The sequence below is a fragment of the Mesorhizobium sp. ISC11 genome (genome assembly GCF_037162595.1).
Classification (GTDB): Bacteria; Pseudomonadota; Alphaproteobacteria; order Rhizobiales; family Rhizobiaceae; genus Mesorhizobium; species Mesorhizobium ciceri.
Genome location: NZ_JAVSPW010000001.1, coordinates 2,314,665 through 2,326,959, shown reverse-complemented (window position 1 = coordinate 2,326,959; position 12,295 = coordinate 2,314,665). Strand labels below are relative to the sequence as shown.

At 61.9% G+C, this 12,295-nt stretch carries 13 protein-coding genes and 1 tRNA gene; 7 read left to right on the top strand and 7 right to left on the bottom strand.

What is annotated here, in order from left to right; all coding sequences use genetic code 11:
• Positions 1-50: 50 nt before the first annotated feature.
• The 5 genes from plsX (at position 51) to RPF88_RS11655 (ending at position 3,582) form a co-directional block, all read left to right on the top strand.
• The gene (plsX, locus tag RPF88_RS11675) at positions 51-1,121 is read left to right on the top strand and encodes a phosphate acyltransferase PlsX (RefSeq protein WP_024504675.1); all 1,071 of its coding nucleotides are present in this window, start codon (positions 51-53) and stop codon (positions 1,119-1,121) included.
• Positions 1,122-1,130: 9 nt separating this feature from the next.
• Positions 1,131-2,102: a beta-ketoacyl-ACP synthase III gene (locus RPF88_RS11670; protein ID WP_024504674.1), complete on the top strand. Its 972-nt coding sequence runs from the start codon at positions 1,131-1,133 to the stop codon at positions 2,100-2,102.
• 103 nt (positions 2,103-2,205) lie between these two features.
• Positions 2,206-2,529 (top strand): integration host factor subunit alpha, encoded by a 324-nt coding sequence (locus tag RPF88_RS11665; RefSeq protein WP_337122456.1) that lies wholly within the window; start codon positions 2,206-2,208, stop codon positions 2,527-2,529.
• Between the two features lie 125 nt (positions 2,530-2,654).
• Positions 2,655-3,194, top strand: a complete 540-nt coding sequence (locus RPF88_RS11660; RefSeq protein ID WP_063167770.1) for a MerR family transcriptional regulator — start codon at positions 2,655-2,657, stop codon at positions 3,192-3,194.
• 85 nt (positions 3,195-3,279) lie between these two features.
• Positions 3,280-3,582: a hypothetical protein gene (locus tag RPF88_RS11655; RefSeq protein ID WP_013532229.1), complete on the top strand. Its 303-nt coding sequence runs from the start codon at positions 3,280-3,282 to the stop codon at positions 3,580-3,582.
• A gap of 541 nt (positions 3,583-4,123) precedes the next feature.
• Here the strand turns inward: RPF88_RS11655 and RPF88_RS11650 are convergent.
• The gene (locus RPF88_RS11650; RefSeq protein WP_337122455.1) at positions 4,124-4,738 is read right to left on the bottom strand and encodes a hypothetical protein; all 615 of its coding nucleotides are present in this window, start codon (positions 4,736-4,738) and stop codon (positions 4,124-4,126) included.
• Between RPF88_RS11650 and RPF88_RS11645 the strand changes: the two genes are divergently transcribed.
• Positions 4,719-5,303, top strand: coding sequence for a helix-turn-helix domain-containing protein (locus RPF88_RS11645; protein ID WP_337122454.1), 585 nt, complete (start codon positions 4,719-4,721; stop codon positions 5,301-5,303). The two genes, RPF88_RS11650 and RPF88_RS11645, sit on opposite strands and share 20 nt — an antisense overlap.
• A gap of 187 nt (positions 5,304-5,490) precedes the next feature.
• Positions 5,491-5,952 (top strand): YbaK/EbsC family protein, encoded by a 462-nt coding sequence (locus RPF88_RS11640; protein WP_337122453.1) that lies wholly within the window; start codon positions 5,491-5,493, stop codon positions 5,950-5,952.
• A gap of 129 nt (positions 5,953-6,081) precedes the next feature.
• Here RPF88_RS11640 and RPF88_RS11635 read toward each other — a convergent pair.
• From RPF88_RS11635 to RPF88_RS11610, 6 genes are all read right to left on the bottom strand, one after another.
• A tRNA-Pro gene (locus RPF88_RS11635) sits at positions 6,082-6,158 on the bottom strand.
• Positions 6,159-6,512: 354 nt separating this feature from the next.
• On the bottom strand, positions 6,513-7,280 hold the full coding sequence (locus RPF88_RS11630) for an outer membrane protein (RefSeq protein ID WP_013532224.1): 768 nt from the start codon (positions 7,278-7,280) through the stop codon (positions 6,513-6,515).
• 290 nt (positions 7,281-7,570) lie between these two features.
• Complete coding sequence (locus tag RPF88_RS11625) at positions 7,571-8,827, bottom strand: O-antigen ligase family protein (RefSeq protein WP_337122452.1); 1,257 nt, start codon at positions 8,825-8,827, stop codon at positions 7,571-7,573.
• Positions 8,824-10,359: an undecaprenyl-phosphate glucose phosphotransferase gene (locus RPF88_RS11620; protein ID WP_013532222.1), complete on the bottom strand. Its 1,536-nt coding sequence runs from the start codon at positions 10,357-10,359 to the stop codon at positions 8,824-8,826. The genes RPF88_RS11625 and RPF88_RS11620 overlap by 4 nt, the downstream gene beginning before the upstream one ends.
• 94 nt (positions 10,360-10,453) lie before the next feature.
• On the bottom strand, positions 10,454-11,584 hold the full coding sequence (locus RPF88_RS11615; RefSeq protein ID WP_013532221.1) for a glycosyltransferase family 4 protein: 1,131 nt from the start codon (positions 11,582-11,584) through the stop codon (positions 10,454-10,456).
• Positions 11,585-11,594: 10 nt separating this feature from the next.
• Complete coding sequence (locus RPF88_RS11610; protein WP_013532220.1) at positions 11,595-12,158, bottom strand: polysaccharide biosynthesis/export family protein; 564 nt, start codon at positions 12,156-12,158, stop codon at positions 11,595-11,597.
• Positions 12,159-12,295 lie beyond the last annotated feature (137 nt).

Genomic DNA, 12,295 nt, shown 5'->3' with positions numbered 1-12,295 from the left:
CCTTCGCGGTCGCTAAACGACCTGCCGCCTAACCGTGAGACAAATACCGCGTGATCAGGATTTCCATCGATGCCATGGGCGGCGATCACGGACCAGCCGTGGTCATTCCAGCGCTCATGACGGTCGCGACCCGTCGTCCCGACATCCGCTTCGTCATCTTCGGGCGTGAGGAGGTCGTGCGCCCGGAGCTCGCCAAATTTCCCAAGCTTGCCGAGATCAGCGAATTCTTCCATTGCGAAATTGCGGTCAGGATGGACGACAAGCCGAGCCAGGCGCTGCGCCACGGCCGCTGGAAGTCATCGATGTGGAAGGCCGTCGAAGCGGTCAAGGCCGGCACGGCCGACGCCTGCATTTCCGCGGGCAACACCGGTGCGCTGATGGCGATGTCGAAATTCTGCCTGCGCACCATGGCCACCATCGATCGCCCGGCGATCGCAGCCCTTTGGCCGACATTGCGCGGCGAAAGCGTGGTGCTGGATGTCGGCGCGACCATTGGGGCCGATGCGCAACAGCTCATCGATTTTGCCATTCTCGGCACCGGCATGGCGCGCTCGGTCTTCGGCATAGCCCGGCCCAGCGTCGGCCTGCTCAATGTCGGCGTCGAGGAGATCAAAGGCCAGGAAGAGGTCAAGGAGGCGGGGCGCATGCTGCGCGAAGCCAACATGGCCTCGATGAACTATCACGGTTTCGTCGAGGGCGACGATATCGGCAAGGGCACGGTCGACGTTGTGGTGACCGAGGGCTTCGCCGGCAACATCGCTCTGAAGACCGCGGAAGGCACGGCGCGCCAGATAGCGGGTTATCTGCGCGCCGCGATGAGCCGCACCCTGATGGCCAGGATCGGCTACGTCTTCGCTAAGGGCGCCTTCAACCGCTTGCGCGAAAAGATGGATGTCGGCCGCTCCAATGGCGGCGTTTTCCTGGGGCTGAGCGGGATCGTCGTCAAAAGCCATGGCGGTGCTGATTCTGACGGGTTCGCCGCCGCGATCGAACTCGGCTATGACATGGTCCGCAACAACCTCCTCGACCGTATCGAGGCCGATCTGGACCTGTTTCATGCGCGCAACCCGCGCGCCCTGTCATCTAGGAAATCCGACGTCGTCACCGACGCAAAGGAATAGGAAAGAACTTTGATCAGATCAGTCGTGCGCGGCACGGGCGCCGCGCTGCCCCGCCGAATCATGAAGAATGCCGATTTCGAAGGCATGGTCGAGACCTCCGACGAGTGGATCGCCCAGCGCACCGGCATTCGCCAGCGCCATATCGCGGGCGATGACGAGACGACGGCTTCGCTGGGGGAAGCGGCGGCACGTGCCGCACTTGCCAATGCGGGTCTCACGCCCGCCGACATCGATCTGATCGTGCTGGCGACCTCGACGCCCAACAACACGTTTCCGGCCACCGCCGTCGAGATCCAGAACCGGCTCGGTATGCATCACGGCTTTGCCTTCGACATGCAGGCGGTCTGTTCGGGTTTCGTCTATGCCGTGACCACCGCCGATCTCTACATCCGCGGCGGCTTGGCCAAGCGTGTCCTGGTGATCGGGTCCGAAACATTCTCGCGCATTCTCGACTGGAGCGATCGCTCGACCTGTGTGCTGTTCGGCGACGGCGCCGGTGCCATGATCCTGGAAGCGGGCGAGGGCGCGGGCACGATCGCCGACCATGGCGTTCTGGCGGCCAGCCTGCGCTCCGACGGCACGCACAAGGACAAGCTTTTTGTCGATGGCGGGCCGTCGACGACGGGTACGGTCGGCCATCTCCGGATGGAGGGCCGCGAAGTCTTCAAGCACGCGGTCGGCATGATCACCGACGTCATCGAGGCGACGTTCGCGCAAGCCGGTATCTCAGCCGAGGATCTCGACTGGTTCGTGCCGCACCAGGCCAATAAACGAATTATTGACGCTTCCGCCAAGAAGCTCGGGATAGCTGAGCAAAAGGTGGTGGTTACGGTCGATTTGCACGGTAACACCTCGGCTGCTTCCGTGCCGTTGGCGCTGTCGGTGGCCGTTGCCGACGGCCGCATCAAGAAGGGCGATCTCGTCCTCCTGGAAGCGATGGGTGGCGGCTTCACCTGGGGCGCTGTCCTGGTTCGCTGGTAAGTGCCGAACGGTCCAGTTTCGGTCCTTGACCTTGACGGATCAATTACTTAGGCTCTGCCGTTGTTGTGCCGAATTTTATGTTTTGAGCTGATGGGACGGTCGCATGGGGGGAAAGACACTTACGCGCGCCGACCTTGCCGAGGCAGTTTACCGGAAGGTCGGCCTGTCGCGCACTGAATCGGCCGAACTCGTCGAAGCGGTGCTGGATGAAATCTGCGAAGCCATCGTGCGCGGCGAAACGGTGAAGCTGTCGTCCTTCGCGACATTCCACGTCCGCTGCAAGAACGAGCGTATCGGCCGCAATCCCAAGACCGGCGAGGAAGTGCCGATCCTGCCGCGTCGGGTGATGACCTTCAAGTCGTCCAACGTGCTGAAGAGCCGTATCTTGCGCTCCCATCAGAGCGGCAAGGCCAAAAGCGGCAAGTAATCCTACAGCGCGGTTGAAAACCGCCGCCGCCATGACGCCGGGCTTGAATATTGCTTCATAAACCGCTGAAATAAGCCCCGATTCGGCAGCTAGGCCGGATCATCGTCCAGCGTGAGGATTCGCCCATGGACAAGAGCCCCGACGCCTTTCGTACCATCAGCGAGGTCGCCGAAGATCTCGATTTGCCGCAGCATGTGCTGCGCTTCTGGGAAACGCGTTTCAACCAGATCAAGCCGATGAAGCGCGGCGGCGGCCGTCGTTACTACCGGCCGCAGGATGTCGAGCTGATCAAGGGCATCCGTCACATGCTCTACGACCAGGGCTACACCATCAAGGGCGTGCAGAAGCTGTTGCGCGAGAACGGCAACCATTTCCTGGTTGCCATCGGCAATGGCGACATGGCCGCCGTCGAGGCGATCTCGCAGCGAAGGCAGGCTGACCAGGTGCCGCTGACGCCGGCGGCCCAGCCGCGCAGCATGGACGACGAACTGGTCGGCCAGCCGCGCGTCAAACCCAGCCGTCGCTTTTTCGGCCTGGGCAAGAGCGACGAGGACGGTCCGGTGCAGCCGGATGCATCGAAACTCTCGCGCGACAACAGGGCCTTGCTGCAGGAGGCGCTGTTCGACCTCCTGGAATGCAAGCGCCTGCTTGATCAGGTGCGCTGACCGCAGCCCGACGTGATAGTTCGAAACCGGAACCCGTCTTCCGGTGAGGCGTTACGTTTCCTTCTGCAAGTGAAGGAAACACATCATGGCATCATTTTCGACCCTCTCGGACATCGATCTCGACAGGCAGGTCGCGGCTCTCACCAAAGAACTGGCCAGCTTGAAGAGGGCTGTGGCAAGGCGAGGCGGCGCCTACTACGAGGACGGTCGCGATGCAGCCTTCGACACCTATTCCGATCTTGCGGGGCGTCTGCGCGACGCCATGCCGGCACTGCGCAAACAGGGCAGGGTGATCGAGAGGTCGGCCCGCGACCATCCGGCGGCTGCCGCCGCTGTCGGCCTTGTGGTGCTCGGTCTTGTCGCCAGTCTGCTGTTCAGCCGGCGCTGAGGCGGTGCTTCTGATGTTGGAGATAGCTGGCGCCGTCATTCGACGAACTTGGTGCGCCCAAATCGTGTCGAGCTAACGCGCCGCAATGCCAAGGGACGACCGGCCTTGGACAGGAAGCCAAGGCCGGTCTTCTCGGTGGCAGTCTGCGGTGCTTAGGCCTTGTTTCCGATCACATGGTGGTGGTGGCGGTGATGATGGTGATGGCGGACATGGTGGCGATGATGATGGTGGTGACGATGGTGCTTTGCCATCGGGGCCGCATCCGCACTCGTCGCACCGATGACGGGCACCGTGAAAGCCAATGCAACTGCAAGCCCGAGGGCCGAGAGGAGGGACTTCTTCATGGATCGTTTCCTTTTGTTTCGCGGGCGCATATGGATCGGGGCGATAGCCCGGCCGCCGCGAATGGAATTACGCGCCTGAATTTTTTCGTCAGTATTTCCCGATTGTAGAATTTTGTTTCTGGACTGTTTCTGCCCAATCCAGCCTCCCGCCACCATGCACGGCAAGATCGAGAGGCGGCCATTGGCCGCCTGTCCGACTACATCGGCGGCACGACGCCGTTGGTTCCGACCACGACGCGGCTGGCGCTGAGTGCGCCGTCACTGCCCCGCTCAGCGGTGACAAAGACCGTCGCACCCGGCTTGAGGTCGGTCGGCGTCGCCGGCGCGAAGGTGACGACAGGGGTGGTGTCGGGAATCGAAATCTTCTTGGTCTGGCCATTGTCATAGGTCAGCGTGACGGATCGCCCGCTTATATCGGTAACGTCGGCGACGGTGCCGTTGGTCATCCGGCTGTTTGGCTGCAGGTCCCAGGGGCGGTCACCCTCGCCGGTGCCTTTCAGCGCGGCCGGAAAGACCACCACCTCCAGGGCGCCGCTGCCGCCATCCGCTTTCGAAACGGAGGCAATGCCGAGGAAATCGCCCTGCTTGATGTCCTTTGCCGAGGCGTTGGCGACGCCCGAGATCTTCCACCCGGCCTTGAGCTTGATCGCGTCGGTATCGCCCTCGCAGGTTTTCACGGTGAGCAGCGTGGGCTTAAAACTGACCACCGTGCCGCGCACACGAAGCGCGCCTGCGGCTTGGGCGGCGCCCGCGCCGGCGACGGAAAGGCTGGAAATCGTGCCGAGCACGACCATGACTGTCTTCAAGTTCATTGCAAATAATCCTTCCGGGAACGAACTGGCTGGAACCGGATGGTTTCACGCCAGCGACCCGGAGATAACGAAAGGCCGCGGCGAGACTGCCGGCAAAAGGCCAATCAGGCCTTCAAAACAACTTGATCGCGACGTGTGCGCCAGAGGGCGCGCCAGGCACCCGGTTCACGATCCCGTGACGGCCATTTTGGCCCTTGGCAAATCACCAGTGAGAGGGCATCTTCCCGACCGTCTCAGGCAACACTCCTCATTTGATCAAACTCTTTCAGTCATGGAGTTGCCAATGCCCCATAATGCGAAAAGCGAACCCCACTCCGAACCGGCAACCAACGGGAGCGGGCCAGATTACAACACCCTCAGAGCGATGCGGGAGACCCGCGGTTACAGCGTGGAAGAGCTTTCCCTGACATGCGGCCTGGCGGTGGACGAGATTGGGGATATCGAAAGCGGCAGAGTGACCGATCCGTCGAAGCTGCGTCGTATTGTGTCCGCGCTTCACCTTCCCCAGGAAGCTCTGATCACCCCGGCTGCGCCGCCGGCGGCGCAAGGTCGATCGCTGGCGTAGACCCGCACCAGGCATTCCAGAGAACCCGCCAAGGCCCTCTTGGCGGGTTTCTTTGTACCTGCCGCAGCGTCTGCTTCAGCCTGGCGCTTGCCGATTTGTATGCCGCGCGTGCTTATATGCGCGGCGGCCCCGGCTGCTGGACAGCAATCCGCCGTCCTTCAAGTTTTTGAACCATGGGTTTTTCGACATGAGCCTGGACTCCGTTCGTGCCTTCTTCGCCACCCACGCGCCTGATATCGACGTCATCGTCACGGAGGCGAGCTCGGCGACGGTGACCCTGGCGGCCGAGGCGCATGGCGTGCTGCCGGCGCAGATCGCCAAGACGATCTGCCTGCGCGTCGGCGAGCGCACCATGCTGGTGGTGACCAGCGGCATCGCCAGGCTGGACAACCGCAAGTTCAAGGACCAGTTCGGCGGCAAGCCGCGCATGCTCGACGCGGCGGAAGTTGTCGAAGCGACGAGCCACCCGGTCGGCGGCGTCTGCCCGTTCGGCCTGCCGGCGCCGCTGCCGGTCTATTGCGACGTATCGCTGCGCGAATTCGACGAGGTGGTGCCCGCCGCCGGGTCCACCAATGCGGCGGTGCGGATCAGCCCGCAGAGGATGGTTGAGCTGATTGGGGCTGAGTGGGTGGATGTGTGCCAGGGGTAGGGGGCCCAACCGAAGTTCGAGCAAGGCGATTGAGAATACATTCCGGGATTTTGTCCCGATCCGAGATTTGGCCAGACTGACCGGGCATCTGGAAAGGCGGACTTTTGGGGGCAAGTCCTGCTTCTAAAATGGTCGGAGTGGCCGGATTCGAACCGACGACCCCTTGACCCCCAGTCAAGTGCGCTACCGGGCTGCGCTACACTCCGGACCGCGGAAAGCCCTATATTCTCAAGGGTTCAGAAGCAAGAGGCGAATTCGCTGAAATTGGTGAAATGGGAACAGACGGTGTCCCGGTGTGCCTTTGGTGACCGAAAGTCACACCGACAAATCATACCGCAAGTGCTGCTTAGGTTCCGGTCACCGAGGGCGGACACACTACGTGCTTTGTCTTGCCCTGGAAGGGCATAGCCTGCACCGCTCTAGGCTGCAATTGCCCAAAGAAGTTCAAGACTTCGTTCAATCGCCAGAATGTTCGAAGGAATATGTAGGCTACGAGGAAAGGGGAGCGCTGACGAGCTCCCCTGACGCTAGATCTGATCCGCGAAAATGATGTCGATGCACTACTGACCCATTCCAAACTTGTAGGTTAGCCGGGCCATCACGGCATCGACCTTTGCCTCTGTGCGATAGGTCTCGGGATTGTCGCCGAGAGTGCCATCATCGAACACGTTGTCGCCCGTGCTCGTCTTATGGCCGAGGTCAACGTGGGTGTAGTCCACGCCAAGCGAGAGGTTGTTCGTAAGGGCATAGTCGATGCCAGCGCCGAGCGCATAACCGTTCTGCCACTCATTCTTTTCGTAGGTTACCAGGGCGTCGTTGTCTCGGGCGCGGAAATCCACCTTGCCGCCGGCATAACCAGCCTTGGCATAGATCAGCACGCGATCGAAGGCGTAGCCGACGCGGCCGACGACCGTGGCATAATTCGAGATTTTGGCGGTCTCGGTGTCGCTGTCCGGGAAATAGGGGCTGGTGATGGTCTTGCGGATGCCCGTTGCCGTCCAGGTCGCTTCGCCGCCCAGAATGAACTGTCCCCACTGCCATTGCGCGCCTGCATGGATACCGCCGGCTACGCCGGCTTTGTTGAAGTCAAATCCTTCTGTTCCCGCCGGAACGAGGTCGGTGAAGAACCCACCGTTTGGCTCGGTCATATCCGTTGCCGTGATGTCACCATTGGCAACGCCGAGATGGCCGCCGACATAGAGGCCGCTCCAGTCATAGGCCGACCCCGCAACCGGGGCCAACATGTCTGCTGCTGACGCGGTGCTTGCCGACAGGGCGGCAACCGCGAGAACTGCTAAGAATCTATTCACGTATTTCTCCCAACCCAAGTAATTCCCTCGGGAACAACAATAGCCGGGAGCGAAATGAAATTATGTGATGTTTTTGCCACAACCGCATATTTTTGCCATGGACCAACCGTCCGTCGAGCACTCGATCTACACTGGCCTGACGCTTCAAAACGCAAATGAAGCCGAGTAAAGCGCATGTAGAGCGCCTAGTCAGGAAATCCATCAGAAACTTCGTATTCGGGAAGCTCTCGAAGCTGTCTTCGTCGTGATGTAGAGCGGGCCGGATCTCCACCGAAGGCCAACGTGAAGCCCTCTCACTCCCGCGACTTTTATGCCGGTGCCGGCGAGCCCTGCAAGGCAGGCCGCAACAGCCGTTGGTGCCTGTATTCCAGTGCGATGGCGCCCCAGATCAGGCCGAGCAGCAGGTAGACATGGCGCCAGTGGTCGATGTCGATGAAGGTGCCGAGCCCGATATTGCCGATGAAGGCGACATAGGCGCACAGGAGATAGGGCTGCCACGGCCGGTCGCGCAGCAGGATGCGGAAGCCGGCTGCTATCGTCCACAAGACGAGCGCGAGGAACGACACGAAGCCGAGCCAGCCATAATCCATCAGCATCTTCAGCCAGATGTCGTGGGTGTCTTCACCGAAGATCGTGCCGAAGACCAGCGGGCCGATGCCGAACGGATGCTCCATCGCCATCTGGAAGCCGATGCCATAGCGGGCGAAGCGGCCGAGACGGGCGGTGTCGTAGCTCTGTTCGAGATGGGCACGGTTGGAAAACATCTCCGACACGCCGGGCAGCTGCAGGATGACGATCATGGCGACGACGAGCAATGCCAGTGCGGCCATCGTCATCACCACCACGCGCAGCCGGAACTTGCCGCTGGCGCTCTGCAGGAACAGGCAGCCGGTGAGCAGGACGGCCGAGACGGCGAACATGCCCCAGGCGCCGCGCGAGAAGGAGAAGAAGATGCCGGCGGTGATGATCAGCAGCGGCACCGCCAGCAGCGGCATGCGCGTCACCGGTCCGGTCAGGAGCAAATAGAGCAGATAGATGCCGGGCAGCACCAGGAACGGTCCAAACACGTTCGGATCCTGGAAGGCGCCGGCGGCACGGTCGTATTTGGTGAACATCTCGGCGCCCGGAAAGGCATGGAAGTAGCCTGCAATGCCAAGCAGCGAGGTGGCCACGGCCGAAGCCACATAGGCAATGAAGATCAATCGGTAGAGGCTCGGCTGTACGGCTGTGATCGATGCGAAGAACACCGCGCTGAAGGCGAGAAACAGCGACACGGCGAGATAGAGCGGCGTGTTGGCGAGGTCCGCCATCTGCGTCATGGAGATCATGCCGCCGATGTTCATCGTCACCAGCAGCACCAGCAGCGGCGTTGCCGCGCGGGAAATCCGCAAGCCGAAAAGCGCCCAGATGGCGATCAGCCCGGCCATGTAGAGCTCATAGGGCGCCGGCTCGCTGATGACGAAGCCGGACAGCAGAATGCCGATGAAGACCGCGCCCGAGGAAATCAGCGCGATCAGCTTGGCGTTGACCACGGCCTGCGGCAGATCATGGCTGATCGCGCTCAATAGGCGTTTTCCGTATTGAGCAGCCGGAGCGGCGTCAGGAACAGGATCCGCAAATCGAACAGCAGCGACCAGTTCTCGATGTAGTAGAGATCATACTCCGTGCGCATGCGGATCTTCTCATTGGTGTCCATCTCGCCGCGCCAGCCATTGATCTGCGCCCAGCCGGTGACGCCGGGCTTGACCTTGTGACGGGCGAAATAGCCGTCGACGACCTCGTTGTAGAGCAGGTTATGCGACTGCGCGGCGATGGCGTGCGGACGCGGGCCGACCAGCGACAGCGAACCCAGAAGCGAATTGAAGAACTGCGGCAGCTCGTCGATCGAGGTCTTGCGGATGAAGCGGCCTACGCGGGTGACGCGAGGATCGTTCTTGGTTACCGTCTGCTTGGCGGTCGGGTCGGCCTTGTCGGTATACATCGAACGGAACTTGTAGACCTCGATGATCTCGTTGTTGAAGCCGTGCCGCTTCTGATGGAACAGCACCGGACCCTTGCTGTCGAGCTTGATGGCGATGGCGGTCGCCAGCATGACCGGCGAGAACACGACGATGCCGATCAGGCTGAAGACGATATCGAAGGCGCGTTTGGCCACCGAATCCCAGTCGTTGATCGGCTTGTCGAAGATGTCGAGCATCGGCACCGCGCCGATGTAGGAATAGGCACGCGGGCGAAACTGCAGCGCGTTGGAATGCGCCGAAAGCCGGATGTCGACCGGCAGCACCCACAGCTTCTTCAGCAACTGCAGAACGCGGGATTCGGCGGTCAGCGGCAGCGACACGATCAGCATGTCGATGCGGGCTATGCGGGCGAATTCAATCAGTTCCGAAATGGTGCCGAGCTTGGGGTAGCCGGCGACGATGGGCGGCGAGCGCTTATCGCCGCGATCGTCGAAGATGCCGCAGATGCGGATATCGTTGTAGGGCTGCTTTTCGACCGAGCGGATCAGGATTTCCGCCGCCTTGCCGCCGCCGACGATGACGGCGCGCCGCTCCATGCGGCCATCGCGCGCCCAGGCCCGGATCAGCTTCGACATTACCAGCCTGAGGCCGAAGATGAGAACGAAGCCGATGACGAACCAGCTGCCCAACAAAAGACGCGAATAGTTTTCCGACATCTTCATGACGAACGCCGTCAGCGCCATGAGGGCGAAAGTGCCGGCCCAGACCAGCAGCACGCGGCCGAAATTGGCGATCGGCCGCATCAGGGCGACGATCTGGTAGCAGTCGGTGACGTCGAGCAGCACCACGGCAAGGAACGACGCGGCGGCGATCGTTACCGGATACTGCCAGGCGAGATAATTGAAGAACCCGACATAATGGAAATAGACGGCGAGCCCGGACAGGAACAGCAAGCCGAATTCGACCATGCGCAGGACGCCGCTGACCATGATCGGCGACATCGTATCGCGCCGGTACTGCGAGGCGACCTGGCGCGCGACATCGTTCATGCCGCTTGGCGTGTCGCCATCGGCCGGGCCGTCGAATTTACGCACCGCCTCTGCTGAAAAGCGGCGCGCGGGGTCGATCTCGTTCATGAGGGCTTTCCGCAAGCTTCCCCCCGGTCATAGCAAAAGAGAGCTAAGAAACCCTTGAAACAACATACGGCTTTGGAACGGCTTGGTCCTGCGCCTACCTGTCGAGCGCGGCGAAATAGGCGTTCTCGATGTCGGCGGCCATCACATCGGCGCCGAAGCGTGCCTTGAGGTCGGCCCCATCCGGCATCAGGTCGCGATAGGCGGCCGGGTCGGCCAGCGCCTGGCTCATCCTTTCGGCGAGCTCGATCGGGTCAGGTCGGATCAGGGCAGGGGAACCGGTGTCGAATATCTCCGGAATGCCGCCGACCGCGGTTGCAATCATCGGCTTTCCTGCGGCAAGCGTTTCCAGGACGATATAGGGCATGGCTTCGGCGCGCGAGGGAACGATGATAAGCGCGGCAAGGGCAAAGGCCTCCCTGGCCGGCATCGGCGGCAGGAAGCGGACATGGCGCTCGAGCCCGAGGCGTTTCACTTGCCCGTGGTAACGCGGTAGGTCGTCGCCGTCGCCGACCATCACCGCGGTCAGCGCGCGGCCGAACCGTGGGCCGGCGAGCGCCAATGCGTCGATGAAGATGTCCGGCCCCTTCAGGTCGCGCATCATGCCGATATAAAGCAGGTCGGCTGCGTCCGGGGCGGTGATCACCGGCTCGAATTCTGTGGCGCGCAGGCCGTTATAGACCAAGGTGTTGGGAATGGGCGGCTCACCGACCTTGTGGCGATAGGTCCGCCGCTCATAGTCCGAGACAAACAGCAGATAGTCGGTGAAGCGAGCCATGAAGCGCTCGAGCGCGAAGAACAGCTTTCCGGTGGTCGTGTTCTCGTCATAGTGGAGGGAGCCGCCATGCGGCGAATAAAGGCGGGCTACGCGAGACCTTGATACCCGCAACAACGAGCCGAACAGACGGGCATAGGCGCCACCCTTGGCGCCGTGTCCGTGCAGTACGTCCGGCCGCAATTCCTTGATGATCCTGTACGTGCGCCAGGCCGAGGCAAGGTCGCCGGGACCGACGTGGCGCTGCATCGGCGTGCGATGAATGCCGAGCGCCAGCATGTTCTTCATCTGCTCGAACAGATGTTCCTCGAACGCGCCGCCCGTCGTCGAATCGCAGACGATGCCGACGGAATGCCCGGCGGCGACCTGCGCCTCGGTCAGGTCGCGCACATGCCGGAAAATTCCTCCGACGGGTGAGCGAAAGCAATGGACGATCCTGAGCCTGTCCGCCACTTGGTATCTGTCAGAACAGGCGTTCGCGGACGTAGACCGTATCGCCCGGCAGCAGCGGGTCGGAGGTGACCACGCGGCCGGTCATCACCTTGCCGTTGATGTCGCGGGTGATGTCGACGCTTTCCTGGTTGGCGCGCGGCGTGAAGCCGCCGGCAATGGCGATTGCCTTCTGCACCGTCAGGCCGGGGACGTAAGAGTATTGGCCGGCGGCACCCACTTCGCCCATGACGAAGATCGGCCGGTAGCGGTCGATCTCGACCGAAACGTCGGGATCGCGCAGATAGCCTTGCCGCAATTTGTCGGCGATCTCCTTTTCCATCTGCTGCGCGGTGTGGCCGCGCGCCGGTATGGCGCCGACAAGCGGGAAGGAGAGATAGCCGGATTGATCGACGCTGTAGGTGTTGGTCAGCCCGTCCTGCTCGAACACGGTGACGCGGACGCGATCGCCGGCGCCAAGACGGTAGGGCTGATCGAGCACCTCATGGAAGGCGGCCGGCGTCGGCCGGTAGCTGGAACAGCCAGCCAGCATCGATACGGCAAGCAGCGCGCGAAACAGGGAAGCAGTGCTTTTCATGACCGGACAAGTACCTTCGACTGGGCCGCTGCGGCGTCGCAGCAAACATCAGGGATCGAGGCCCGTTATCATCCTGTTAGGGTTAATGGCCGGTAAAGGGAGCGGCCGACACGTGGCGCATCGGCAAGAGTTTTTGC

Excerpts from the sequence above, each read along its gene's own strand:
- RPF88_RS11655 (WP_013532229.1), top strand. The coding sequence starts at position 3,280 with ATGGCATCATTTTCGACCCTCTCGGACATCGATCTCGACAGGCAGGTC.
- RPF88_RS11610 (WP_013532220.1), bottom strand. The coding sequence starts at position 12,158 with ATGAAAAGCACTGCTTCCCTGTTTCGCGCGCTGCTTGCCGTATCGATG.
- RPF88_RS11650 (WP_337122455.1), bottom strand. The coding sequence starts at position 4,738 with ATGAACTTGAAGACAGTCATGGTCGTGCTCGGCACGATTTCCAGCCTT.
- RPF88_RS11620 (WP_013532222.1), bottom strand. The coding sequence starts at position 10,359 with ATGAACGAGATCGACCCCGCGCGCCGCTTTTCAGCAGAGGCGGTGCGT.
- RPF88_RS11640 (WP_337122453.1), top strand. The coding sequence starts at position 5,491 with ATGAGCCTGGACTCCGTTCGTGCCTTCTTCGCCACCCACGCGCCTGAT.
- RPF88_RS11660 (WP_063167770.1), top strand. The coding sequence starts at position 2,655 with ATGGACAAGAGCCCCGACGCCTTTCGTACCATCAGCGAGGTCGCCGAA.
- RPF88_RS11645 (WP_337122454.1), top strand. The coding sequence starts at position 4,719 with ATGACTGTCTTCAAGTTCATTGCAAATAATCCTTCCGGGAACGAACTG.
- RPF88_RS11665 (WP_337122456.1), top strand. The coding sequence starts at position 2,206 with ATGGGGGGAAAGACACTTACGCGCGCCGACCTTGCCGAGGCAGTTTAC.